This window comes from Inhella sp. (assembly GCF_041912635.1).
Taxonomy (GTDB): Bacteria; Pseudomonadota; Gammaproteobacteria; order Burkholderiales; family Burkholderiaceae_C; genus Inhella.
Genome location: NZ_JAYRMO010000021.1, coordinates 1 through 24322, shown reverse-complemented (window position 1 = coordinate 24322; position 24322 = coordinate 1). Strand labels below are relative to the sequence as shown.

Annotated in this window: 23 protein-coding genes; 14 read left to right on the top strand and 9 right to left on the bottom strand. The window is 70.0% G+C overall.

The annotated features are described in order from the left end of the window. Nucleotides 1-11: 11 nt before the first annotated feature. Nucleotides 12-623, bottom strand: a complete 612-nt coding sequence (locus ACE3QP_RS13330; RefSeq protein WP_374436771.1) for a TetR/AcrR family transcriptional regulator — start codon at nt 621-623, stop codon at nt 12-14. 152 nt (nt 624-775) lie between these two features. Here ACE3QP_RS13330 and ACE3QP_RS13325 point away from each other — a divergent pair, with 152 nt between their 5' ends. Further along, entirely contained in the window at nt 776-2119 is a 1344-nt protein-coding gene (locus ACE3QP_RS13325) for a fasciclin domain-containing protein (protein WP_374436769.1), read from the top strand. Between the two features lie 20 nt (nt 2120-2139). Here ACE3QP_RS13325 and ACE3QP_RS13320 read toward each other — a convergent pair whose 3' ends face one another. Together ACE3QP_RS13320 and ACE3QP_RS13315 are read right to left on the bottom strand one after the other, a co-directional pair. After that, the gene (locus ACE3QP_RS13320; RefSeq protein WP_374436767.1) at nt 2140-3984 is read right to left on the bottom strand and encodes a diguanylate cyclase; all 1845 of its coding nucleotides are present in this window, start codon (nt 3982-3984) and stop codon (nt 2140-2142) included. Nucleotides 3985-4094: 110 nt separating this feature from the next. Beyond that, entirely contained in the window at nt 4095-4571 is a 477-nt protein-coding gene (locus tag ACE3QP_RS13315) for a hemerythrin domain-containing protein (protein ID WP_374436765.1), read from the bottom strand. A gap of 87 nt (nt 4572-4658) precedes the next feature. On the opposite strand from ACE3QP_RS13315, the gene ACE3QP_RS13310 reads away from it, so the two are divergent. Continuing rightward, nucleotides 4659-5666 (top strand): phosphate/phosphite/phosphonate ABC transporter substrate-binding protein, encoded by a 1008-nt coding sequence (locus ACE3QP_RS13310; RefSeq protein ID WP_374436763.1) that lies wholly within the window; start codon nt 4659-4661, stop codon nt 5664-5666. A gap of 13 nt (nt 5667-5679) precedes the next feature. On the opposite strand, the gene fdhD is transcribed toward ACE3QP_RS13310, so the two are convergent. After that, the gene (gene fdhD / locus ACE3QP_RS13305) at nt 5680-6498 is read right to left on the bottom strand and encodes a formate dehydrogenase accessory sulfurtransferase FdhD (RefSeq protein WP_374436761.1); all 819 of its coding nucleotides are present in this window, start codon (nt 6496-6498) and stop codon (nt 5680-5682) included. Between the two features lie 107 nt (nt 6499-6605). Between fdhD and ACE3QP_RS13300 the strand changes: the two genes are divergently transcribed. Further along, nucleotides 6606-8021: a hypothetical protein gene (locus tag ACE3QP_RS13300; protein WP_374436760.1), complete on the top strand. Its 1416-nt coding sequence runs from the start codon at nt 6606-6608 to the stop codon at nt 8019-8021. 43 nt (nt 8022-8064) lie between these two features. Here ACE3QP_RS13300 and ACE3QP_RS13295 read toward each other — a convergent pair whose 3' ends face one another. Together ACE3QP_RS13295 and ACE3QP_RS13290 are read right to left on the bottom strand one after the other, a co-directional pair. Further along, nucleotides 8065-9294, bottom strand: a complete 1230-nt coding sequence (locus ACE3QP_RS13295) for an MFS transporter (RefSeq protein ID WP_374436758.1) — start codon at nt 9292-9294, stop codon at nt 8065-8067. Nucleotides 9295-9300: 6 nt separating this feature from the next. Next, nucleotides 9301-10386 carry a DNA glycosylase AlkZ-like family protein gene (locus tag ACE3QP_RS13290; RefSeq protein ID WP_374436756.1) on the bottom strand — a complete coding sequence of 362 codons (1086 nt, stop codon included), beginning with the start codon at nt 10384-10386 and terminating at the stop codon, nt 9301-9303. Nucleotides 10387-10440: 54 nt separating this feature from the next. On the opposite strand from ACE3QP_RS13290, the gene ACE3QP_RS13285 reads away from it, so the two are divergent. Next, nucleotides 10441-10896 (top strand): hypothetical protein, encoded by a 456-nt coding sequence (locus tag ACE3QP_RS13285; RefSeq protein ID WP_374436754.1) that lies wholly within the window; start codon nt 10441-10443, stop codon nt 10894-10896. Here ACE3QP_RS13285 and ACE3QP_RS13280 read toward each other — a convergent pair. After that, nucleotides 10838-11839 (bottom strand): diguanylate cyclase domain-containing protein, encoded by a 1002-nt coding sequence (locus tag ACE3QP_RS13280; protein WP_374436752.1) that lies wholly within the window; start codon nt 11837-11839, stop codon nt 10838-10840. The two genes, ACE3QP_RS13285 and ACE3QP_RS13280, sit on opposite strands and share 59 nt — an antisense overlap. A 68-nt stretch (nt 11840-11907) precedes the next feature. Between ACE3QP_RS13280 and ACE3QP_RS13275 the strand changes: the two genes are divergently transcribed. Next, a complete protein-coding gene (locus tag ACE3QP_RS13275) occupies nt 11908-12840 on the top strand; it encodes an MBL fold metallo-hydrolase (RefSeq protein ID WP_374436750.1) in 933 nt (310 codons plus the stop codon). A gap of 91 nt (nt 12841-12931) precedes the next feature. Here ACE3QP_RS13275 and metK read toward each other — a convergent pair whose 3' ends face one another. After that, on the bottom strand, nt 12932-14113 hold the full coding sequence (metK, locus tag ACE3QP_RS13270; protein WP_374436749.1) for a methionine adenosyltransferase: 1182 nt from the start codon (nt 14111-14113) through the stop codon (nt 12932-12934). A gap of 158 nt (nt 14114-14271) precedes the next feature. Between metK and ACE3QP_RS13265 the strand changes: the two genes are divergently transcribed. From ACE3QP_RS13265 to ACE3QP_RS13230, 8 genes are all read left to right on the top strand, one after another. Continuing rightward, nucleotides 14272-15129, top strand: coding sequence for a lysophospholipid acyltransferase family protein (locus tag ACE3QP_RS13265; RefSeq protein WP_374436748.1), 858 nt, complete (start codon nt 14272-14274; stop codon nt 15127-15129). After that, nucleotides 15126-16022: a lysophospholipid acyltransferase family protein gene (locus tag ACE3QP_RS13260; protein WP_374436746.1), complete on the top strand. Its 897-nt coding sequence runs from the start codon at nt 15126-15128 to the stop codon at nt 16020-16022. Before ACE3QP_RS13265 ends, ACE3QP_RS13260 begins: the two co-directional genes overlap by 4 nt. Before the next feature lie 17 nt (nt 16023-16039). After that, on the top strand, nt 16040-16888 hold the full coding sequence (gene dapF, locus ACE3QP_RS13255) for a diaminopimelate epimerase (protein ID WP_374436745.1): 849 nt from the start codon (nt 16040-16042) through the stop codon (nt 16886-16888). A gap of 2 nt (nt 16889-16890) precedes the next feature. Beyond that, nucleotides 16891-17595 (top strand): DUF484 family protein, encoded by a 705-nt coding sequence (locus tag ACE3QP_RS13250; RefSeq protein WP_374436743.1) that lies wholly within the window; start codon nt 16891-16893, stop codon nt 17593-17595. Then, a complete protein-coding gene (locus ACE3QP_RS13245) occupies nt 17579-18499 on the top strand; it encodes a tyrosine recombinase XerC (RefSeq protein ID WP_374436741.1) in 921 nt (306 codons plus the stop codon). The genes ACE3QP_RS13250 and ACE3QP_RS13245 overlap by 17 nt, the downstream gene beginning before the upstream one ends. Nucleotides 18500-18614: 115 nt before the next feature. Next, the gene (locus ACE3QP_RS13240) at nt 18615-19133 is read left to right on the top strand and encodes a hypothetical protein (protein ID WP_374436739.1); all 519 of its coding nucleotides are present in this window, start codon (nt 18615-18617) and stop codon (nt 19131-19133) included. Nucleotides 19134-19162: 29 nt separating this feature from the next. Then, nucleotides 19163-20344, top strand: a complete 1182-nt coding sequence (locus ACE3QP_RS13235; RefSeq protein WP_374436737.1) for a class I SAM-dependent rRNA methyltransferase — start codon at nt 19163-19165, stop codon at nt 20342-20344. Between the two features lie 223 nt (nt 20345-20567). Continuing rightward, nucleotides 20568-21626, top strand: a complete 1059-nt coding sequence (locus tag ACE3QP_RS13230; RefSeq protein ID WP_374436735.1) for a trypsin-like serine protease — start codon at nt 20568-20570, stop codon at nt 21624-21626. 72 nt (nt 21627-21698) lie between these two features. Here ACE3QP_RS13230 and ACE3QP_RS13225 read toward each other — a convergent pair whose 3' ends face one another. Next, nucleotides 21699-22163, bottom strand: a complete 465-nt coding sequence (locus ACE3QP_RS13225; protein ID WP_374436733.1) for an Lrp/AsnC family transcriptional regulator — start codon at nt 22161-22163, stop codon at nt 21699-21701. 160 nt (nt 22164-22323) lie between these two features. Here ACE3QP_RS13225 and glmS point away from each other — a divergent pair, with 160 nt between their 5' ends. Next, nucleotides 22324-24177, top strand: a complete 1854-nt coding sequence (gene glmS, locus ACE3QP_RS13220; RefSeq protein ID WP_374436731.1) for a glutamine--fructose-6-phosphate transaminase (isomerizing) — start codon at nt 22324-22326, stop codon at nt 24175-24177. Nucleotides 24178-24322 lie beyond the last annotated feature (145 nt).

The window sequence follows — 24322 nt, the reverse complement described above, 5'->3', positions numbered from 1 at the left end:
GGTCTCGGTTCCTAGGCGCGTGCCGCCAGGCCCTCGAAGCAGCTCGTCAGCAGCCAGTCCAGGATCTCTTCGTCGCGGTATTCGCCGCCGGCCTTGAGCACGCCCAGCACTGGGTCGCAGGCGCGCGCGAACACCGTGTAGAGGATCACCGTGCCCGGCAGGCCCGGATGCAACTGGCCCGCGGCCTGCGCGGCCTCGATCCACTCGCCCAGGTGTTCACTCAGGGTCATCAGCCGGTCCAGGTAGGGCCGGTGGTTCATCAGGGCCTGGCGCAGCGCCGAGTTCTGCGCGGGCAGGCTCGGCATGGCGCCGGCCAGCTGGCGTTCCATGGCCCAGCGCACCACGGCGCGCAGCTGGTCCAGCGGACGGGCTTCCGGTACGGCCTGGCGTAGCGCCACGAAGGCGAGCGCGTCGTCCAGCACCCGCACCATGGCGGCGGCGGCCAGGGCCTCCTTCGATTCGAAGTGCTTGTACAGGCTGGCCTTGGCGATGCCGACCTCCGCCGCCACCGCGTCCACGGTCATCGCCTCAAAGCCCTTTTCGGCCAGCAGGCGGTTGACGGCCACCACGATGGCGTCTTCACGCGCCAGCAGCACCTGTTCCCGGAAAGAGGGCTTGTTCATCCCGTCATTTTAGGAAGGCCTCAGAACGGCCCGTTCGAAGTGCAACTATCCGGGCGAGAAAAAGACCACACAGTTCACTAAAAATACTTGGCGGTATAGATTGCGACCAATCGGACCAATCCGATGCGATTTCAACCTCAAGGAGCAAGACCATGTTGCGATGGCTGCGGCTGTGGGCCGCTGGAACGGCGTTGGGTTTGCTGGCCGCTTGCGGCGGCGGCAGTGATGAACCCCAGACCCTGGTGGAGCGCTTGAAGAAGGACCCCGAGACCCAGGTGCTGGCCGAAGCCGTGGCCGCCGCCGGCCTGGACGGCGCGCTCAGCGGCACCGGTCCCTTCACCGTGTTCGCCCCCAATGACGCAGCCTTCACCGCGCTGCTGGCGGAACTGGGCGTCAGCAAGGCCCAGCTGCTGGCCGACAAACCCTTGCTGGAAGCCGTGCTGCGCTACCACGTGCTCAGCGGTCGCGTGCTGCGCGCCGAGGTGCCGCTCGGCAAGGCCATCAGCCCGCTGGCGGGCGGCGTGTTCAAGATCGAGACCAGCGGCAACTTCCTGCAGTTCACCGATGGCCGCAACCGCACGGGCTTCATCCAGAGCACCGACCTGCTGGCGCCGAACGGCGTGGTCCACAAAATCGAGCGCGTGATGCTGCCGGCCAACCGCAACCTGGTGCAGACCGCCCAGTCCCGCGCCGACTTCAGCCTGCTGGTGGAAGCCGTGGTGGCCGCCGACCTGGGCAACACCCTCAGCGGCACAGGCCCCTTCACCGTGTTCGCGCCCACCAATGCGGCGTTCGCGGCCCTGCTCACCGAGCTGGGCATGACGAAGGAGCAGTTGTTCGCCAACAAGGCTCTGCTCAGCCAGGTGCTGCGCTACCACGTGGTGCCCGGGCGCGTGCTCAAGGCCGAGGTGCCCATCGGCGCGGCCATTGCCACCGCCCAAGGCGAGAGCCTGAGCATTGCCGCCAATCTGGAGGTGACGGACCGCAACGGTCGCAAAGCGCGCATCACCGGCACCGACGTGCTGGCCAGCAACGGCGTCATCCATGTGCTGGACCGCGTGATCCTGCCCAAGATCCCGACCGTGGTGGAGGCCGCGCTGGCCACGCCGCAGTTCAGCATCCTGGCCGAAGCCGTGGTGGCGGCCGACCTGACAGGCGCCCTCAGCGGCGCGGGCCCCTTCACCGTGTTCGCACCCACCAATGACGCCTTTGCCAAGCTGCTGGCCGAGCTGGGGGTCAGCAAGGCGCAGCTGCTGGCCAACAAGCCGCTGCTGACCCAGGTGCTGACCTACCACGTGGTGCCGGGCCGGGTGTTCAAGGCGGGCGTGCCGGTGGGCAGCCCCATCACCACCCTGCAGGGCCAGCGCTTCGTGGTGGATGCGAATCTGCGCATCACCGACGCGCGCAACCGCCAGGCCGGCATCACCGCCACCGACACCTTGGTGCTGAACGGCGTGATCCACACCCTGGACACGGTGATCCTGCCCGCGCCCTGAGGGGCGGGGCTTCCCGGGCGCTACACGGCGTTCAAGGCCTCCGCTGCGCCCGGCAGCAGCACGCTGCCGCGGCGCGAGCGCTTGGCCAGCAGCAGCAGCTGGTCGGCCGCGCGCAGCAGGCCGGCGGGGGAGGGCGGCGCCTGCAGGCTGTCCGTCACCCCGGCCGAGAAGCTCAGGCTGCCGAGCTGCCCGCCCCCTTCCAGCTCGAACACCTGGGTGCGCCAGGCCTCCAGCAGCTCGGCCACCATGCGCTGGGCGTCCAGCGCGGGGGTGTTGGGCAGCAGCAGGCAGAACTCCTCGCCGCCGTAGCGGAAGGCCAGGTCGCTGCGGCGCAGGCGCTGGCGCAGCAGGGCGCCCAGCGCGGCGAGCAGCTGGTCGCCCACCGGGTGGCCGTGGGTGTCGTTGACCTGCTTGAAATGGTCCAGGTCCAGGATGGCCACGGCCAGCGGGCGCTGCTCGCGCAGGGCCAGGGCCAGCTGCGCAGGCAGGGTCTCGTTGAGCTGGCGGCGGTTGGCCAGGCCCGTGAGCGCATCCTGCGTGGCCTGCTGGCGCAGCTGCACCTGCAGGGCCTCGACCTCGGAAATCTTGCGCTGCAGGTGCTGGTTCACCTCGGCCAGCACGGCGCGGGCGCGCTCGGCCTCGGCGTGGCGGCGCTCCTGTTCTTCCAGGCGCAGGCGCAGCTGCATCAGCTCGGTCTGCAGCAGCGCGGCCTGCTGACGCGCGGCCGAGGCCCGCGCCGCACGCTCGGCCTGCAGCGCGCGCGCGCTGTGCAGCGCGGCCAGTGCGGCGGGGGCGTCGCCGCTGGCTTCCAGCAGCTCGGCGCGCAGCTCGGCCAGGTCACAGCGCAGGCGCATGCCAGGGCGTGCATCGCCCAGCGCGCGCTCGCAGGCGTCCTGCAGCACCTGCAGGCGCACCAGGGCGCCGGCGGTGTCGCCGCGCAGATGGGTGGCCAGCGCCTGCGCCATGCCCAGCTCCAGGCGGTCGTCCGGCAGCTGGGTGGTGGGGTTCACCCGCGCCATCAAGTCCTGCGCCAGCTCCGGCGTGCCGGCGCGCAGTGCGCACAGGGCCAGGGCCTCGAAGTGCATGGGCAGCAGGCCACGGCCGCTGCCATCGGGCTGGGCGTTGGCAATGGCGTGCACATTGGGCAGGGCTTCGCGGGCACGGCCCAGGCCGGTCAGCGCCACCACGCGGTTTACCAGCAACACGGTGTGGGCGCGGCCATGGCTGCATTGATGGATGCGCTCCAGCCCGCGCTCGATCTGGCGCAGGGCCTCGTGCAGGTCACCCAGCTCCAGCAGCTCGTGCGAAAGATTGGCGTGCAGGGCCACGTCGTAGCCCAGGCCGCGCTTGGGGCCGGCCTCGCGCAGGGCTTGGGCCATGCAGGCCATGGCCTGTTCTGATTCGCCGCGCGCCGAATGGCAGCCCGCCAGCGCATTCAGGTAAATGGCGAGCTGCTCGCGGCGCAGGGTGCGCAGGGCTTCATCGCGCAGCGGGTGCAGGAGGTCGGCGGCGCGCTGCACCTGGCCCTGGCGCCACAGCGCGCGGGCCAGGCCGGCCACGGCCAGCAGCTCGGCACCACGTTCCTGCAGCTGCGCGAAGCGGGTGCGTGCGGCGCTCAGCTCGGTTGCGGCGGCGGACGGACTGGCGAAGGAGAGGCGGTGAAAGCCACGCACCAGCTGCGCCCAGGCCTGGCCGAGCGCGTCCTGGCTGTCCTCGGCGCGCACGTGGGCCTCTTCGATCAGCTCGTAGGCCGCGCCGGCATCGGTGTGCAGCAGGCGCCAGGCCTTGTGGGCCAGGCGCGTGGCGGGACTGGGGCTGAGGCCACTGCCGGCGGCCGGGCCGTGCGTTGCGGGGTACAGGGACATGGGGGCGCACGCTAGCCCATGCGCGCCGCCCGCAACAGGCCCCCCGAAGGTAGGACGCTCGAACCGGCCCCAGGGCCAACCCTGGCGCCGATCCAAAAAACGGGAAAACCCTAAGTTGCGCAGCTGCCGCAGCCAGCCGCAGCGCCGCTGGGCGCAGCCACGGCGTGCGGCTGGGCGGGGTCGAAGCCCAGCTGCTGCATGGTGAACACGAGGGCCGCGTCCATCATCTCAGCATGCTGGGGGAACCATTCGGCCAGTGCCGGCACCAGGCGGGCCAGCGGCTCCCACTCGCCCTTGTCGAGCGCGCAGCTGCGCACCTCGCGCATCAGCTCCAGCACCATCTGGTGCTGGCGGCTGTGGCAGTTCTCGGGCGTGAAGCCGGTGGCGGCCATCCAGCCCTCTTCCATCGCGAAGTGCTGCTCGGTATGGGCCAGCAGGGCGTCGAAGGCGGGCAGGGCGCCGGCACCGGCCTGCGGCAGCACGGCCGCGGCCAGGGTGTTCAGCAGTTCGACGAACTCCTGGTGGGTGCGGTCGATCTGCGGCTGTTGCAGGGCCAGGGCGTCGGTCCAGGTCAGGGCTTCATTCATGGGCGGGATTGTCCGGGGCGCGCGCCGCGGCCACCACCGCTTAGATCAAGTCCTGCCATCATGGCCAGCCGCACAAGGAGCACAGGGATGGCGGAGTTTGCGGAAGCGACGGCGAAGGGGCGGTGGCACGGCCTGGCCCTGGGCCTGCTGCTCGCGCTGGCGGCCGGCACGGCGCTGGCAGGGGGCTGCCAAGCGCCCAGCCTGGGCCCGGGCCTGTGTGACGCCGACGTCGATGGCGTGGCCGACCCGCCCCGCCAGGCGCGCGAGTGGCTGGACCCGCCCACGCTGGTGATCGGCGTGGTGGCCCTGAGCGGCTCCGGCCCGGGCCTGGTGGCGGTGCGCGCGAACCTGGAGCCGCTGCGCGCGCACATCGAGCGCCAGCTCGGGCGCAAGACGGTGTTCCTGCTCGCCCGCGACACGCGCGACCTCAGCCGGGCCTTCCGCGCCCAGCAGGCCCATCTGGTGCTGATGCACACCGGGGCGGTGGAGGAAGAGGTGGCCTGTGGCGGCTTGCTGCCGCTGGCGCAACCGGTGGGGGCGGACGGCGAGCTCTCGGGCTACCGCATGGAGATCGTCGTGCCCGCGGCCTCGCCGGTGCGCGAACTGGCACAGCTGCGCGGGCTGACGCTGACTTTCGTCGACGAGAGCTCCGCCAGCGGCTACAAGCTGCCCGTGGCCCTGCTGCGCCGCGAAGCCGGGCTGGAGCTGGGGCGCGACTACCGTGCCGAGTTCTCCGGCCGGCACGACGGCTCGATCCTCGCCGTGTCCGGCGGCCTGGCGCAGGCCGCGGCGGTGGCCGGCAGCATCCGCCGGCGCCTGGAACGCGAGGGCCTGGTGACGCGCGACAGCCTGCGCGTCATCTACGCCTCGCAGGTCCTGCCCAAGCCGCCCTGGGGCGTCAGCCACCGCCTGCATCCGCAGCGCGTGCAGGCCTTGCGCGCCGCCCTGCTCAGCTTTCCGGGCGGGCCCAAGGGTCTGCAGGAGGGCGACAGCCTGCGCCCGGCGCGTTACCGCGAGGACTGGGCCGGCATGCGGGAGCTGAACCGCCTGATCGGCTCCACCCCGAGCTGCCTGCGGGCGCCGGCAAGGCCCTGAGCCGAGCTGCGGATCAGGGGTGGTAGCGCGTCCAGCGCCCCGGGCGGGCAAAGGCGAAGAGCTGCAGGCCGGTCGCTTGGGCGGCGCGCAGCGCCAGCGCCGTGGGGGCGCTCATCGTCACCAGGCAGGGCAGGCCCACGCGCGCGGCCTTGTGCACCAGCTCGAAGCTGGCGCGGCTGGTGAGCAGGGCAAAGCCGCCGGCCGGGTCGAGCGGGCGCTGCGCCAGCCGGCCGATCAGTTTGTCCAGCGCGCAATGGCGGCTCACGTCCTCGGCCAGCTCCAGCAGCTCGCCCTGCGGGTCGGCAAAGGCGGCGGCGTGCGCGCCGCCGGTGGCACTGTTCAGCGCCTGCCGGCCGGGCAGGGCAACCAGCGCGCTTTCGATGGCGCCCTCGGCCAGCTGCAGCGGCGCCAGCGCCCGCGCGGGCAGGGCGAGCAGCGTGCGCTGGTCTTCGATGCCGCACAGCCCGCAGCCGCCCGGCACCGCGCCCAAGCGGCGGCGGGCGCGCAGGGTCTGCAGGCGCGGCTCGGGCAGTTGGATCAACACCGACAGCCCGGCGCCAGCCGGCAAGGCCTGCAGGTCAAGGATCTCAGCGGCGTGCTCCACCAGGCCCTCGCTCAGGCAAAAGCCCAGCGCCAGGGCCTCGGCATCGAGCGGCGTGGCCATCAGGGTCAGCGCCACCTCGTCGTTGAAGACCAGGGTGACGGGCGCTTCTTCCACCAGCTGTTCCGCCGCGAGCTGGCCGTCGCTGCGCCGCCCCGGTGCGGCGGCCTGGCCGCTGGCAAAGGCGTCGGGGGCGGGGCGGGCCCAGTCCAGGGGGTCAACAGCGGGCATGGCGGGCGGGCAGGCAGGTTTCAATCGTTGCGGCCGGGCCTGGCGCGCGAAGTGCGGCTGAAACCCGGGCCGCGCATCATGGCGCCAATCACTCCCCCTGCCCCGCCATGACCACCCCCCTGTTCGTTGAGCGCGAGTTCCCGTCCCGCATCGCCAACCTGGGCTTCTTCGTGGCGCTGCCGCAGAACTGGCAGCCGCTGGAGCTCCCTGACGAGGAGCCGGACTTTTCCGATGCCCGCAAGCTCTTCGGCCTGGCCGCCGCCCACGCCCCCTATGCCGCATTGGTGTTCACCGCCGCCGCCCGCCCGGCCTTCGACGACGGCACGGTGCAGGACTGGGCGCGCTGGCTGATCGAGCAGCATGGCGTGGACCTGCGCACGCTCGGGCCCGGCCAGCTCGGCAGCCTGCCTGCCATCCTGGGCCAGTGCGCGCCCGAATCCGACATGGGCCCCATGCAGACGCATTTCGCCTTCGCCGAAGACGGCGGCCGGCTGATCCACCTCAGCCTCACCGGCCCCGAGGAACTGCAGGCCCAGACCTGGCAGGCCTGGCAGCAGGTGCTGCGCAGCTTCCGCCTCGCCGCCCCGCAAGGCCCGAGCGTGCCGCTGGCCCCGGCACCCGCGGTGCACCAGGCCCCGGCCGACGCACCGGTGGCCGATGTCGGCCAGTTCGCCCTGCCCGGCGGCCTGGCCACGCTGCAGCAGGATCACCCCCTGCAGCAGGCTTGGCTCAGCCAGGGCCAGGGCTTTGCCCCGCCCATCCGCGCGGCCGACGAAGCGGGCGGCCGTGCCTGGGTGGCCAGCATGGCCTTGCAGGCCGTGCTGGCCCTGCCCACCGGCTGGCATGCGCTGGACGACAGCCGCCGCCTGCTGCTGCTGCACCCCGACAACTCGGTGCAGATCAGCCTGCAGCGCCTGGCCGCGCCCGAGGGCCTGGCCGCCCTGCTGGATCAGATCGAGGCCCAGACCCGCGCCGACTACCCCGCCCCGCAGTTCCTGCGCCTGCAATGCGGCCCCGTGCAGGGCCTGGCCGTGCGCGGCATTGCCGATGGTGACCAGGCCCTGGAACAGATGCATCTGCTGCTGCCTGCGGAGGAAGGTTTCGCCGTGCGCGCCCGCGTCACCGCCACGCCCGCGGCGGCATCCCAGGCCGGCGACTTGGCCGAGGCCCTGCTGCACAGCCTGCAGTTCGTCAGCGAGCTGGCCGAACCCGAAACCCCGGTGCACGACGAGCGCCCCGAATGGGCCCGCCAGGCCGAAGCCCTGGAAGCCCAGGGCCGCCTGGCCGAGGCCGAGCGCCTGATGCTGGACAGCTGCCCCTACCTGGGGGTGCTGATCTCGGTGGCCGAGATGTACCGGCGCGAGATGGGGCGCTGCCTGGCCCGCGGCGAAGCCGCAGCCGCCGCCAGCGCCCGTGAAGCGGCGGTGCGCTGGGCGCACGCCTATGCGGCCAGCGCCACCAGCGGCGGCGAAGGGGTGGCGCTATCGCGCGAGCGCGATGAGTTCCTCGCCCGGTTGGGTTGAGGCCTCTCAACCGCTTACGCGCGGACCTGATCGTGCCGGCGGCTTACAAGGGCTTGGCCACGCTGCGGTAGACCCAGAAGCGCGGCAGGCACAGGCCGGTGACGATGACGGCCACCAGGCACACCAAGCCGCCGCTCCAGATCGCGATCGGCACGTCCCAGGCGTCGGCCATGAAGCCGGCGCGGGCATTGCCGATCAGCGGGCCGGTGAGGTAGCTGATCATCTCGATGCCGGCCAGGCGCCCGCGCATCTCGTTCGGAATGGTCTCGTTCCAGATCGTGTTGCGGAACACGCCGCTGACCATGTCGGCGGCGCCGGCCAGGGCCAGGCAGAGCAGGGCGGCCAGCAGGCCCGGGGCGAAGCCCAGGGCGACGATGCCGAGCGCCCAGACCCCGGCGGCCAGCACGACGGCGCGGCCATGGCGGCGCACCCGGCCGGTCCAGGCGCTGAACAGACCGATCAGCAAGGCACCCACCGCCATGGCGGACAGCAGCCAGCCGACTGCATCGGGCCGGCCGCTGGCCGTCGCCATGGCCGGGAACAGCGCGACCGGAAACGCGAAGGCCATGGCGACGATGTCGACGATGTAGGTGCCCATCAGCTCGGGCCGGGCCCAGGCGAAGCGCAGGCCGGCGGCCAGATCGGCGAGCAGATGCGGGCGCTCGCCATCCGGCTCGGGCATGGCAATGCGGGCGCGGGGGATGAAGGCGATGAAGGCCAGCGCCAGCACGAAACTCAGCAGATCGAACAGATAGGCGCCCTGCGCGCCCCAGCCGGCCAGCATCAGGCCCGCCAGCGCCGGCCCCGCCACCATCGTGAGGGTGCCGCGCACCGAGCTGAGCGTGGCCACGGCGGCGTAGTCCTCGCGCTGCGCCAGCTTCTGCGTCAGGGCTTCCAGCGCCGGGCGGTGGAAGCCGCTGGCCCCCTGCAACACGGCCACCAGGGCGTAGATCATCCACACGCTCGGTTCGGCCGCCAGGGTGTTGGCCAGCAGGCCGGCCAGGCACAGGCCCATCAGGGCCTCGCAGACCATCAGCAGGCGCTTGCGATCGACGCGGTCGGCCACCGCGCCGCCCAGCAGGCCACAGCCCAGCACCGGAATCAGCTGCACCAGGCCGAGCAGGCCGACCTGGGCGTTCGAATGCGTCAGCTCGTAGAGCTGCCAGGGCACGGCCACATAGCTGACCATGGTGCCCAGGCCGGACACCAGCTGGCTGAAGAAGAGCAGGGCGAAGGCGCGGTCGCGGCGCAGCGGGCCGATGTCAAGCAGCATGGCGGCTCACTGGGGAAGGTCGAGGAATTCGCGCATCGCCGCCAGTTCGGCTTCGAGCGCAGGCCCGAAGGCCGCTTCCTTCGGGCGCCGCTCCACAAAGCCGAGTTCGTGCTGCAGCCGCCCCTTGACGACCTTCAGATTGGCCCAGCCGATCACCGCGTCGCGCCACAGCAGGGGCAGGGCGAAGTGGCCGCGCACCCGCTTCGCCGCCGGGGTGTAGGCCTCGAAGCGGTAGGCCCAGCCCCACAGGCGCTCGAAGCGGCGGCGGTCCCAGACGACCGGGTCGAAGGGCGCAAGCAGGCGCACCTTGGCCGGGATGCGCCAGCCGCGTGCCGGGTCTTCGTCGGCCGGCCAGTACCAGTCCGTGCCTTCGACCTTGGCCCGCGCAAGGCGCGCCTTGGCGCGTGCCAGCGTGGTGGCGCGCAGCGCCTGCCACTGCGGGGCGGCGGCCGTCAGCATGCTGATCAACGTGGAGAGGCTGCCGGCCGGCAACGGGGCGTACTTCTGCACCAGGGCGTCGGCCATGGCGTCCATGGCGGCCTGCGGGTCGGGCGTTTCGGGCCAAGGAGCCGCCAGCGCGTAGCAGCGGGTGCCGTTGTCGCGCCGCACCACGTCGAGCCGGCTGCGGTAGTGCAGGCCGTCGAGCAGCTCGGTGCTGAGCCGGCTGTTGCCGCCGAACCAGTTCTTCACGCTGCCATGGTTCAGGGCGGCGTCCACGTCGGCGGGGTGGGCCTCGCCCAGGCGCGCCACTTCGGCGAGCACGGAGTCGGCCAGCTTCCAGCGCGCCTTGTCCCACACGCGCCGGGCCGTGCGCGGATGCATGTGCGCGCGCAGCTCGGGGGTGAGGAAGCCGTAGTTGATGAAGAAGTCTTCCTGCAGCGGCAGCCGGGGGTAGCGGCGCTCCAGATCACCGGCCCGGTAGGCTTTGACGCGATGGCGCAGCGTCAGGTCCTGCGCACGCGCCGGGGCGCGCAGCGGGTCGGCCTGCACGAAGCCGCCCAGGCGTCGCACGGCCTCCATCAGCGTGGTGGGTGCGAACAGGCTGCGCGCCACGGCGTAGCGGCGCAGATCGGACAGGGTCGGGCTTGACATTCAACTTGGCTTGAAGCTGAGACTGGGCGGCCATTGTGGTTTCGAGGATCCGTTTTGACCGAAGTTCATTACCTGCGCTGGGTGCGTGCCAGTGCGCTGTACGACCTGATCGTGACCTGGCCGCTGGCCACGCCCTGGACGCTGAGCCTGCTGCTGGCGCAGATGGCCGCGCTGCACCAGCAGTTGGGCCTGCCCGGTCAGCTACCCGTGCCCGATGCGCTGCACCTGTTGTTGGGTTCGCTGCTGGGCAGCCTGGTGCTAGTGTGGGCGGGCCTGCGGGTCTGGCGGCCCTCGGTGCTGCTGGGGCGACTGGACCTGCTGACGCGCGTGGCCTTCCTGAGTTGGGAGCTGTGGGCGGCGGCCCAGGGCCTGAGCCCGCTGCTCTTGGGCTTTGCCTTCTTCGAGGCCTTGTTTGGCGTGGCGCAGGCCTGGCCGCTGCGCCAGCCGGCGCTCAAAAGCGGCTGTTCTGATGCAGCTGTTCCTCGGTGTCCAGCTGCATCTCGTAGCTGAAGAAGCGGTTGCGGCCCTTGGCCTTGGCCTGGTAGAGCGCGTCATCGGCGCGCAGCAGCAGGCCCTCGGCGGTGGTGGTTTCGTCGGGCACGCAGGTGGTCAGCCCGCCGGAGAGCGTGACGTTGGGCGCCACCGGGGAGTCGGGGTGCGGGATGGCGGCGCGCGCCAGCGTGCGCAGCAGGGCGCGCGCGTAGGTCATGGCGCCGGAGCGCGGCGTGAGCGGCAGGATCAGCGCGAACTCCTCGCCGCCGTAGCGGCCGGCCAGGTCGCGCGGGCGCAGGCAGGCGTCGGTCAGCAACTGTGAGACCTGCTTTAGGCAGGCATCGCCGGCCACGTGGCCGGCGCTGTCGTTGAAGCGCTTGAAGTGGTCGATGTCCAGCAGGGCCAGGCTGAGCGGCTGGCCCTCGCGCCGGCAGGCGGCGATCTCCTGGTGCAGTCGCTCGTCGATGGCGCGGCGGTTGCACAGGCCGGTCAGGGCGTCATGGGTGCTGAGTTCGCGCAACTGGGCGTTGGCGGCGCGCAGTTCTTCCGAGCGCTCCAGCAGCTTGGCGCGCATCACCAGCAGGCGCTGCATGGCGCGCAGCTTGGCGCTGAGCAGGGTGGTGGTGATGGGCTTGCTGAGGAAGTCGTCGCCCCCGGCCTCGATGCCGCGCCAGACTTCTTCGTCGCCATTGCGGCCCGAGAGGAACAGGATGGGCGTCCAGCCGCCCTGCTCGGCGGCGCGGATCTGGCGCGCCACCCAGTAGCCGTCGTGGCCGGGCATTTCGACGTCGAGCAGGATCAAGTCCGGGCGCGACTGCATGAACAGGCGCACGGCGCCCTCGGGGTCGGCGCTTTCCAGCACGCGGTGACCGAGCGACTCCAGCGCCGCACGCGCCAGCAGACGCGGCACGGCCTGGTCGTCAACCACCAGCACGGTCAAGGATTCCTGGATGCTCAACATCGCGATCATTCTGCGGGGCGGCACAGAATAGAGCAGCGGTTCCCGCGGTCCACCCTCACAATGGGTGGATGGAATTTCCTTCGCTGGAAGGGATCAGGGTTTTCGAGAGGGGTTGGCTGTCATCCAACCAGGTCCTGATCCCCGCCGCAGCAGGTGAGAGTGGGGCCTTGCTGATTGATAGTGGACATGGTTTGCACTCCGAGCAGACCGTCTCTTTGTTGCGCGCGGAACTGCAGGGCCAGGGCCTGCGCGCGGTCCTCAACACCCATCTGCATTCCGACCACTGCGGCGGCAACGCGCGCCTGCAGCGCGCCTTCGGTGCCGAGGTCTGGGTGCCCGAGGGCGAGGCCGCCTTGGCGCGCCACTGGGAAGAGGCGGCACTCAGCCACGCGCTGAGCGGCCAGTACCTGCCGCGCTTCAAGGTGCAGCGCAGCGTCGCGGCGGGCGAGATCGTCGAGGCCGGCGGCCTGGTGTGGGAACTTCTGGCCGCCCCAGGGCACGACCCGCACGCGCTGATGCTCTTCGAGCGCGAGCGGGGTCTTCTGATCAGCGGCGACGCGCTGTGGGAGCGTGGCCACGCGGTGGTCTTCCCCGAACTGGTCGGCGAGTCCGGCTTCGAAGAAGCCCTGTGGACGCTGGAGACCATCGAGCACCTGCCGGTGCGCTGCGTCGTGCCCGGTCATGGTCGGGCCTTCGCGGATGTGGCCACTTCGCTGCGTCATGCGCGTGAATGCCTGATCCGCTGGCAGCGCGACCCCTTCATGCATGCCCGCCACGCGCTGCGCGTGCTCGTCAAGTACCACCTGATGGAGGTGGGGCGCGAACCGCTGGCGGCCACCTTGATCTGGGCCGCCGGGGTGCCGCTGCTGCGCCGCATGTGGGAGCGCTTTGCCCCGGTCGGCGTGGCCAGCCCGGCCAGTTGGTGCGAGCAGGTGCTGGGCGAGCTGCTGGGTCGCGGCCTGGCCCGGCGCGTGGGCGACGAGGTGCTGGATACGGCCTGAATGAGACAGGGCGCCCGTAGGCGCCCTGTCTGCAGTTCGAGACCTTGTGCCAGCGAGTGCCTCGCTGTCCAAAGCGGCTCGCCTCCGGGGCTTACAGCCCGGCTGCGGCGCGCAGTGCCGCTGCCTTATCAGTGCGCTCCCACGTGAACTCCGGCTCCTCGCGGCCGAAGTGGCCGTAGGCGGCGGTCTTCTCGTAGATCGGGCGGCGCAGGTCCAGCATCTCGATGATGCCGCGCGGGCGCAGGTCGAAATGGGCCTTCACCAGTTCGGCGATCTTGTCGTCCGGGATCTTGCCCGTGCCCTCGGTGTAGACCGTGATGTTCATCGGGTGCGCCACGCCGATGGCATAGGCCACCTGAATCTGGCACTGGCGCGCCAGGCCGGCAGCGACGATGTTCTTGGCCACGTAGCGCGCCGCATAGGCGGCCGAGCGGTCCACCTTGGTCGGATCCTTGCCCGAGAAGGCGCCGCCACCGTGCGGGCAGGCGCCGCCATAGGTGTCGACGATGATCTTGCGCCCCGTGAGGCCGCAATCCCCCTGCGGGCCGCCGATGACGAAGCGGCCGGTCGGGTTGATCAGGTACTTGGTGTCCTGCAGCCACTCCTTGGGCAGCACGGGCTTGATGATTTCCTCGATGACGGCCTCGTAGAACTCGGGCTTCATCTTGTCGCCCAGGCTCATCTCGGGGTCGTGCTGGGTGCTGAGCACCACGGTGTCGATCGAGTGCGGCTTGCCGTCCACGTAGCGCATCGTCACCTGGCTCTTGGCGTCCGGGCGCAGGAAGGGCAGGCGGCCGTCCTTGCGCAGCTGCGCCTGGCGCTCCACCAGGCGGTGCGAGTAATAGATCGGCGCCGGCATCAGCTCGGGCGTCTCGTCGCAGGCGTAGCCGAACATCAGGCCCTGGTCACCAGCGCCGGTGTTCAGGTAGTCGTCGCTGGCGTGGTTCACGCCTTGGGCGATGTCGTTGCTCTGCTTGTCGTAGGCCACCAGCACCGCGCAACCCTTGTAGTCGATGCCGTACTCGGTGTTGTCGTAGCCGATGCGCTTGATGGTGTCGCGCGCCACCTGGATGTAGTCGACATGCGCGTTGGTCGTGATCTCACCCGCCAGCACCACCAAGCCGGTGTTGCACAGGGTTTCGGCGGCCACGCGGCTGAGCGGATCCTGCTTGAAGATCGCGTCGAGAATGGCGTCCGAGATCTGGTCGGCGACCTTGTCCGGATGCCCCTCGGAAACCGATTCCGAGGTAAAGAGGAAATCGCTTTGGGCCACTTCTTAAACTCCTTCGAGATGTTGCAACGGGCGTTGCCGGATTCTTCGAGGGAGTCGCGGCGAACGCTTTAGCGGCATTTTTTCGCTCCGGTGGCCCGGAACTGCCGCCCCGCAAGTTGTCCTGTTAACTCGGCGACCCCGAGATTCTGCACCTGTTCATGTTTTTGCTTCGCTGGATGTCCCGCTGGCCTTTGTGGCTGTTGCACGCTTTAGGCGCCTGGGCGGGGTGGCTGGCGTTCGCCCTGTCCAGCGCCTACCGGCGCCGGCTCTGGGCGCAGGCGCGGGCCGCCGGGGCCAGCGCAGCGCAAGCCCGTGGCGCGGTGGCCGCAGCCGGGCGCATGCTGTTTGAGATCCCCTGGCTGTGGTTGCGCCCGCAGCAGCGGCTGCTGGGCGGCTGGGTCGAATGGGACGGTGCCGAGCGGCTGCAGGCTCTCTTGGAGCAGCGCCGTGGCCTGCTGATGATGACGCCGCACCTGGGTTGCTTTGAGGTGGCGGCTCAAGCCTATGCCGAACGCTTCGGCGCCGCGGCGCCCATGACGGCGCTGTACCGCCCGGCCCGCAAGCCCTGGCTGCGCGAACTGGTAGCCGCCGGGCGGGATCGCCCCGGCCTGAAGGCCGCCCCCGCCACCCTGGCCGGGGTGCGCCAAATGCTGCGCGCCCTGCGCCAGGGCGAAACCGTGGGCCTGCTGCCCGATCAAGTGCCGCCCGAGGGCCTGGGCGTCTGGGTGCCGTTCTTCGCCCGCCCGGCCTACACCATGACCCTGGCCGCGCGCCTGATGCGGCAGACCGGCGCCGCCGTGGTGCTGCTCTGGTGCGAGCGCCTGAGCTGGGGGCGCGGCTTCGTCGTGCATGTGCGCGACTTCCCGCTGCCCCCGCCCAACACCGACCTGGAGGGCCTGACGGCCCATGTGAACCGTGCGATGGAAGCCCTGATCCTGGAGGCCCCGCAGCAGTACCTGTGGGGCTACAACCGTTACAAAAACCCGCGCCCGCTGGATCTGGGGGCCGCGCCATGAAGCCTTGGGCGGGACGCATGGGCGCCCGGCTGGCCATCGGTCTGCTCTGGCTGCTGCACTGGCTGCCTCTGCCGGTGCTGGCCGCAATGGGCCAGGGTCTGGGCGCGCTGCTGTGGAAGCTGGCGCGCTCGCGCCGCCGCATTGCGCTGCGCAACCTGGAACTCTGCTTCCCCGAGAAGAGCGCGATCGAGCGCGAACAGCTGGCGCGCGAGCATTTCGGCTGGATGGGCCGGTCGATCCTGGAGCGCGGCCTGCTGTGGTTCGCGCCGCGTGAGCGGCTGCTCAAGTACCTGCATATCGAGGGTGACATCCTGCAGGCCGAACGCAGCGACAAGCCGGTGATGTGGCTGCTGCCGCACTTCGCCGGCCTGGAATGGGCGGCACCGGCGCTGATGCTGGGCCAGAGCCGGCCCGGCGTGGATGTCTACCAGCGCCAGAGCAATGCCGTGTTCGACGCCCAGCTGATGAAAGGCCGCGGCCGCTTCGGCCGCAATGCCTTCGTGGACCGCCACGACGGCATCCGCCCCGTCATCAAGTACATCCGCCAGGGTTTTGGCTTCGTCAATGCGCCGGACATGGACTTCGGCCCCAAGGACTCGGAGTTCGTGCCCTTCTTCGGCGTGCCCGCCGCTACCCTGCTGGCCCCGGCCAAGATGGCAGCCAGCCTGGACATGGTGGTGCTGCCGCTGGTGACGACGATGCTGCCGGGTGGCCAGGGCTACCGCGTGCACGCGCCGCCGCCGCTGCCGAACTACCCGAGCGGCGATGCCCTGGCCGACGCCCACACCTTCAACGCCTGGCTGGAGGCGCGCATCCGCGAGCAGCCGGCGCAGTACCTGTGGGTGCACAAGCGGTTCAAGACGCGGCCGGCGGGCGAGGCCTCCTTCTACTGAAGCCGACAATCGACCCCATGCGACTCGACTTCACCAAGATGCACGGCGCGGGCAATGACTTCGTCGTCATCGACGCCACGCGCCGCCCCTTCGATCTGACGCCGGCCCAGCTGCGCGCCCTGGGCGACCGCCGCTTCGGCGTGGGCTGCGATCAGATCCTGGTGGTCGAGCCGGCCTTGCCGGGCGACGGGGCGGACTTCCGCTACCGCATCTTCAATGGCGCCGACGGCAGTGAGGTCGAACAGTGTGGCAATGGCTCGCGCTGCTTCCTGCGCTATGCGCTCGACAAGGGCCTCACCAAGCAATCGCGCGTGCGCGTGCGCACCGTCAACGCTTTGCTGGAATTGGTGCAGGCCGACGACGGCCGCGTGCGCGTGGACATGGGCTCGCCGCGCATGGACCCGGTCAGCCTGCCCTTCGATGCCCAAGGGCTGCAGCCCGATGCGCGCGGCTTCTGGCCCCTGAGCCTGGCCGACGGCGTGGCCGTGCAGGCGGCGCTGGTGTCGATGGGCAACCCGCATGCGGTGTTGCTGGTGGACGACGTGGACGCCGCGCCCGTCGCTCTGCTCGGCCCGCAGGTGCAGGCGCTGTCTCGCTTCCCCCAAGGGGTGAACGTGGGCTTCCTGCAGATCCAGGCACGCGACCGTGCGCGCATCCGCGTCTACGAGCGCGGGGCCGGCGAAACCCTGGCCTGCGGCACCGGCACCTGCGCGGCCGTGGTGGCCGGCATTCGCGCCGGGCTGCTGGATGCGGCCGTGGAAGTGCAGGCGCGCGGCGGCCAGCTGCGCATTGAATGGGACGGCCAGGGCTCGGTCTTCATGACCGGGCCGGCGAGCACCGTGTTTGAAGGATCGATCGAACTGTGAGCATGAACCACGACCCGCGCATCGAAGGCATCACCGAGGCCGACATCGCCAACTACCTGGCCGCCAACCCGGCCTTCTTCGAGCGCCACGCCGAGCTGCTGCTGCATGTGCAGCTCAGCCACCCGCTGGGCCACCGCACGGTGAGCCTGCAGGAGCGCCAGGCCGAGATGCTGCGCGAGCGCATCAAGGGCCTGGAGCGCAAGATCATCGACATGATCCGCGCCGGCACCGAGAACCTCGGTCACTTCGAGAAGCTGCAGCGCTGGACCCTCGCGCTGATGCGCGAGCACGACCCCGCCGCCCTGCCCGAGCTGCTGCTGCGCGAGCTGCAAGAGCGCTTCCTGATCCCGCAGACCGCGCTGCGGCTTTTCCAAGCGGCACCGGCCTTTGCTGAGGCCCCATGGGCCGCGCCCGTCAGCGAAGACCTGCAGCGCTTCGCCGGCAGCCTGAGCGAGCCCTATTGCGGCATGAACAACGGCTTCGAGGCCGCGCAATGGGTGGCGGCCGAGGCCGGCCCCGTGGCCTCGCTGGCGCTCATTCCGCTGCGCCGCCCGGGCCAGCAGCAGGCCTTCGGCCTGCTGCTGCTGGGCTCGCCCGATGCCACGCGCTACCAGGCCGACATGGGCGTGGAGTTCCTGGTCAGCGTGGGCGAGGTCAGCAGCGCCGCACTGGCGCGCTTGCTGCCGGCGGATGAGCCTGCTGCCTGAACACAGCCAGCCCTATCTGCAGCATCTGCGGGTGGAGCGGCGCCTGGCCGAGCGCTCGCTGCTGCTCTACGAGGCGGCGCTGCAGCGCCTGCAAGCCGGCTGCGCGGCCCTGGGCACCGCGCCCCTGGGTCTGCGCCCCGCCGCGGCGCGCGAATTGCTCGCGCGCCTGCATGCCGGCGGCCTGGCGCCGCGCAGCCTGGCGCTGACGCTCTCGGCCTGGCGCGGCTACTACCGCTGGCTGGCCGCTCAGCGCTTGTTGGATCACGACCCCTTGGTGGGCTTGCGCGCCCCCAAGGCCGGCCGGCCGCTGCCCAAGGCCTTGGGCGTGGACGATGCCGTGGCCCTGGCCGCGCACCAGGCCGGTGACGAGCCGCTGGCGCTGCGCGACCACTGCCTGATCGAGCTGCTCTACGGCGCCGGCCTGCGCATCAGCGAAGTGCTGGGCCTGGATGTGGCGCCCGGCGGCGCCGGTTACCTGGATCTGCAAGCCGCCGAGGCCCTGGTGTTGGGCAAGGGCGGCAAGGTTCGCAGTGTGCCGCTGGGCCAGGCGGCGATTGCTGCCGTGCAAGCCTGGCTGGCCGTGCGCGCGCAGCTGGCCAAGCCGGATGAGCCCGCCCTGCTGGTGGGCGAGCGCGGCCGCCGCCTGAGCGCCAGCCATGCGCGCGTGCGCCTGGCCCAGGCCGCGCAGCAGGCGGGGCTGCCCACCCATGTGCACCCGCACATGCTGCGCCACAGCTATGCCTCGCACCTGCTGCAATCCAGCGGCGACCTGCGCGCCGTGCAGGAGCTGCTGGGCCACGCCAACATCCGCACCACGCAGGTCTACACGCGCCTGGACTGGCAGCACCTGGCCAAGACCTACGACGCCGCACACCCACGCGCAAAGCCCAAGGCCAAGCCCTGATCCCGGGCCGTGCTCCGGCCCGCCCGGGCCCGCAAAATGCGGCGCTTTCAACCCGCCCGGGGCGGCCTTGATGCGCAAGGCTCGACGCCCCCTGCGCTTTGCCTGGAGCTTGAGCATGAGGATTGGATCGAAGGCCCTGCGTGGCCGCTCGCTGCTGTTCGCGGCCACCTTGGCGGCTGGTGCCTTGCAGGCGCAGGCCGCGCCACCGGCCTGCGCCCTGAAGCCTGCAGACCTGGCCCGTGTGCTGGGCGTGAGCTTTGCCGAGGGCAAGCCAGAGGACGCGGGCGGCATGGGCACGGGCTGCACCTACAAGGCCAGCGGCGGTTCGATGAAGGCGGGTACCGAGGTTTCGCTGTTCCTGCACATCACGTCCGCCGGTGGCCCGCCGGACATGATGCGCAAGATGATGAACCCGGGGAAGACGCGCTTCCAGTCCGTGGCCGGCGACCCCGATCGCGCCGTCATCGTGCAGCACGCGCCCGATGTGCCGACCTTCCCCGATGTGTCCTACGACCGTGGGGGCTACCTGATCGGCCTGCGGCTCTCTGGCACCTTCTACAAGGACCTGGCGCAGCGTCAGAGCGCGAAGGCCGAATGGGACGCCAAGCTGCTGAAGCTGCCGCGTCTGCCCTGAGCGCCTGGCCCGGGCGGGACAATGGCGCCATGAAAGTCATCAAACTCCGCGAGGGCAAAGAGCGCTCGCTGCTGCGCCGCCACCCCTGGGTCTTCGAGGGCTCGATCGCCAAAGGCAAGGCCGATTTCGGCGAGACCGTGCGGGTCGAGTCGGCCGGCGGCGATTTCCTTTGCTGGGCCGCCTACAGCCCCAGCTCCTCCATCAAGCTGCGCGCCTGGAGCTTCGATGAGGCTGAGCGCATCGACGCCGCCTTCTTCGAACGGCGTATCGCCGCCGCGCTGGCCTACCGCGCGCGGCTGGCGATCGACAGCAATGGCCAGCGCCTGATCCACGGCGAGGCCGATGGCCTGCCCGGCCTGATCGTCGACCGCTACGCCGACACCCTGGTGGCGCAGTTTCTGGCCGCCGGCACTGAAGCCTGGAAGGGGGCGATCGCCGACGCCCTGCTGGCCGCCACGGGCCTGACCCGGCTCTTCGAGCGCAGCGACTCGGGCGTGCGCCAACTCGAAGGCCTGACGCCCGTGAAGGGTTGGGTGCGCGGTGAGGGGGCCACCGAGGTGGAGCTGCATGAATCGAGCTGGAAGCTCAAGCTCGACGTGGCCGAGGGCCACAAGACCGGCTACTACCTGGACCAGCGCGACAACCGCCGCGAGTTCGCGCGCTGGGTGCGCCAGCTGGGTGCGCAGCGGGTGCTGAACTGCTATTCCTACACCGGCGGCTTTTCGGTGGCGGCGCTGGCCGGTGGTGCGACGGACGTGACCAGCGTCGATTCCTCCGGCCCCGCGCTGGCGCGCGCCACCGAGCACGTCACGCTCAACGGCTTCAACCCCGCCCACCACCAGGCGCTGGATGCCGATGTGAACGCCACCCTGCGCGGCTTCATCAAGGAAGGCCGGCAGTTCGACGCCATCGTGCTCGATCCACCCAAGTTCGCGCCCTCGGCCGCGCATGCCGAACGTGCCAGCCGCGCCTACAAGGACATCAACCGCCTGGGCCTGCGCCTGCTCGCGCCGGGCGGTCTGCTGTGCACCTACAGCTGCTCGGGCGGCGTGGGGCCGGAGCTGTTCCACAAGATCATTGCCGGCGCAGGCATGGATGCGGGCATCGACGCCTACATCGTCGACCGCGTCGGTGCCGCGCCCGACCACCCGCAGACCCTGGTGTTCCCGGAAGGGGAATACCTGAAGGGACTGCTGGTGATGCGGCGTTGAGCATGGGTGCTGACCCTTAGGGGTTCTGGAGGGCTGTTGTGGGCGCGCCGCACAGGCCTTCCAAGGGGGGTCGGGTTTTCCATGGAAACCCCCTGGATGTGTGGGGTGTGCCAGCGTGTGGATTTGGCAGAGTCCGGTGCTCCGGCTTCTTGCAGTGCCGCTGCGCCGAGGCATCGATCTCATGCCTGGCACCTCTTCGCATCTCCTTTCGGACTGAATCCCCATGAAGAATCTGACCAAAATTGCCGCCGTGGTTGTGGCACTGGCGGCGTCTCAGGTGGCGCTGGCTGCCAGCGTGAACCTGTCGCGTGACGACCGCGTTGCACTGACGGGCAACAACACCAGCCCTGCCGACTGGCGCCTGCAAGACGGCATGACTTTCAATGGCCGCTCGTTTGATGGCGTGGGACGCCTGCTGTTCAACACCAGCCAGGGCGGCTATGTGTGCTCCACCACCCTGTTGCCTGGTGGCTACTTTGCGGTGACGGCTGCCCACTGCGCGGACGACTTCACCAGCATGACCGCCGAGTTCGGTCTCTACGGTGATGTCGCCAAGGAGACCCGCAAGGTCACCCAGGCCATCGTGCACTCGGGCTGGACCGGTGCTCTGGGCACGGGCTCTGACATTGCCATCCTGCGTCTGGACAAGCAAGTCACCAGCATCCAGGGCTTCAACATCAGCACCACCAATGATCTGGGCAAGGACTTCCTGATCATGGGCTACGGCACCACGCAAGTGGGCAATGCCAACGCCGGTACGAACTGGAATGAATGGGGCTGGGGCCACTACGGCTACAACACCGCTGATGTGGATGGCAAGACCTTCAATACCGCGCTGTTCGGCGAGTACGAGGGTGACGACAAGTACGGCATGGAATACATCGCCGATTACGACTCGTACGCCAACGGCACCAAGCACAACACCCTGCAGATCCTGTCTGACTACGCGGGTGGCAGCTGGTCCAGCGGCGAAGGCTTGGGCATGAATGAAGCCCTGATCGCTGGCGGCGACTCCGGCGGCGGCGACTTCGTTTGGAACGGCTCTGAATGGCTGCTCAGCGGCGTGCACAGCTGGGGCTGGCAGATCTGCCCGACCTCCTGGGGTTGCGACGTCAGCAAGGCCAACAGCTCGAGCTGGGGCGATCTGAGCGGGTCCACCGCCGTGTTCAGCCATGCTGCCTGGATTCAGGCCACCGCCGTTCCTGAACCTGCCACGCTGGCCATGGTGCCGATGGCGCTGCTCGCGATGGGTGCACTGCGCCGCCGCCGCCAGCAGGCTTGACGACTTGCCAGCCTCTCGGGGCTGGTGGTGCCAAGCAGCAAAACGGGCCTTCGGGCCCGTTTTTCTTTCTGCTCAGCGCGCTGGTGGTAGCGGCAGGCTGGGTCGGAACTTGGCCCGCTTGACCGCGAAGAAGGCCTTCACATTGCGCACATTGGCGTCTTGCGTGAAGAGCTGCTGGGCCAGGGCGGCGTAGGCGTCCATGTCGGGTACCTGGATGACGAGCAGGAAGTCTGGCCCCGGCGAGGTGCGATAGCACTGCTGCACGGCGTCGAAGGCCACGGCGCGGCGCTCGAAGGCTTCCAGGTGCTCGGCGCCCTGGCGGTCCAGCGTGATCTCCACCAGGGCCGTGAGCAGGGAGGCGAAGGCGGCCGGGTTCAGCAGCGCCACCTGGGCTTCGATGACGCCTCGCTCCTGCAAGGCCTTGACGCGCCGCAGCGCGGTGGCGGGCGAGACGCCGGCGCGCTCGGCCAGGGTCTGGTTGGTCAGGCTGGCGTCGCGCTGCAGCAGTTCCAGCAGGCGCAGGTCAATGGCATCCATCTGAGTGGATGAAAACTGCAAATAGTTCTGTCATTTGAAATAAAAGTGTGGCCAACTGGCGTTGTGCATGAGTATTTCAAATAACTGTGAATTTTGAAAGCACATGCCGTTGCCGACTGCCTAGCATCCGCCACCTTCTCAAACCTGGGCAGACAACACCATGTGCGGCATCGTTGGCGCGGTAAGCAGCAGAAACATCACCCCGATCCTGATCGAAGGCCTGAAGCGCCTGGAATATCGCGGCTATGACAGCTGCGGCGTGGCCGTGCACCAGGACGGCGCCCTGCGCCGCGCCCGCTCCACCAGCCGCGTGGCCGAGCTGCAGACCCAGGCGGCCGAGGACGGCATCGCTTCCGGCACCGGCATCGCCCACACGCGTTGGGCCACGCATGGCGTGCCGGCGGTGCGCAACGCCCACCCGCATTTCAGCCCCGGGCCGAACGCCACTGAAGGCGCGGCGGGTCGCGTGGCCCTGGTGCACAACGGCATCATCGAAAACCACGATGAGCTGCGCGCCGAGCTGCAGGCGCGCGGCTATGTGTTCCACAGCCAGACCGACACCGAGGTGATCTGCCACCTCGTCGATCAGCTCTACAACGGCGACCTGCTGGAAGCCGTGCAACAGGCCGTGCAGCGCCTCAAGGGCGCCTACGCCATCGCCGTATTCCACCGCGACGAGCCGCAGCGCGTCGTCGGTGCCCGCGAGGGCTCGCCGCTGGTGCTGGGCGTGGGGGAGGGCGAACGCTTCCTGGCTTCCGACGCCATGGCCCTGGCCGGCGTGACGGACCAGATCGTCTACCTGGAAGAGGGCGATGTGGTGGACCTGCAGCTGGGCAAGCACTGGATCAGCCACGCCCAGGCCGGCCGCTTCGCGGCGGTCGAGCGCGAGGTCAAGACCGTGCACGCGCACAGCGGCGCGGCCGAGCTCGGCCCCTACCGCCACTACATGCAGAAGGAAATCTTCGAGCAACCCAAGGCGATCGCCGACACGCTGGACGCCGTCGAGACCATCGGCCCCGAGCTCTTCGGTGCCGGCGCCGCGGCGCGCTTCAAGGACATCGATTCGGTGCTCATCTTGGCCTGCGGCACCAGCTACTACAGCGGCAGTACCGCCAAGTACTGGCTCGAATCGATCGCCAAGATCCCCACCAGCGTCGAGATCGCCAGCGAGTACCGCTATCGCGACTCGGTGCCCAACCCGCGCCAGCTCGTCGTCACCATCAGCCAGAGCGGCGAAACCGCCGACACCCTGGCTGCGCTGAAGCATGCGCGTTCCCTGGGCATGCAGCACACGCTGACGATCTGCAACGTTGGCACCAGCGCGATGGTGCGCGAGTGCGCGCTGAACTACATCACCCGCGCCGGCGCCGAGATCGGCGTGGCCTCCACCAAGGCCTTCACCACCCAGCTGGTCGGCCTGTTCCTGCTGACGCTGACGCTTGCCAAGGTGCGCGGCCATCTGAGCGAGACGCAGGAGGCGGAGCACCTGAAAGCCCTGCGCCACCTGCCCGTGGCCGTGCAGGCCGTGCTGGCGCTCGAACCCCAAGTGGTGGCCTGGAGCGAGGCCTTCGCCCGCAAGGAGAACGCGCTCTTCCTCGGCCGTGGCCTGCACTACCCGATCGCGCTCGAAGGCGCGCTCAAGCTCAAGGAAATCAGCTACATCCACGCCGAGGCCTACCCGGCCGGTGAACTGAAGCACGGCCCGCTGGCCCTGGTGACGGCCGAGATGCCGGTGGTCACTGTGGCGCCCAACGACGCCTTGCTGGAAAAGCTCAAGAGCAATCTGCAGGAAGTGCGCGCGCGCGGCGGCGAACTCTTCGTGTTTGCGGATGCCGACTCGCACATCGAAAGCGGCGAAGGCCTGCACGTGATCCGCATGCCCGAGCACTACGGCGCGCTCTCGCCCATCCTGCACGTGGTGCCGCTGCAGCTGCTGGCGTATCACACCGCCTGCGCCAGAGGGACGGATGTGGACAAGCCCCGCAACTTGGCGAAGTCGGTCACCGTCGAATGACGGCGACCGGCTGCGCCAGGTTGGGCCGCGCAGCGGCCTGATCGGCGCAGCCGATCAACGGGGCTTGGACGTGTGGCCGCTCGCGCAGCGTGCGGCCAAACGGCACAAACCGAAGAACCTAGCGCAGCTGATCAGTCAAACGACT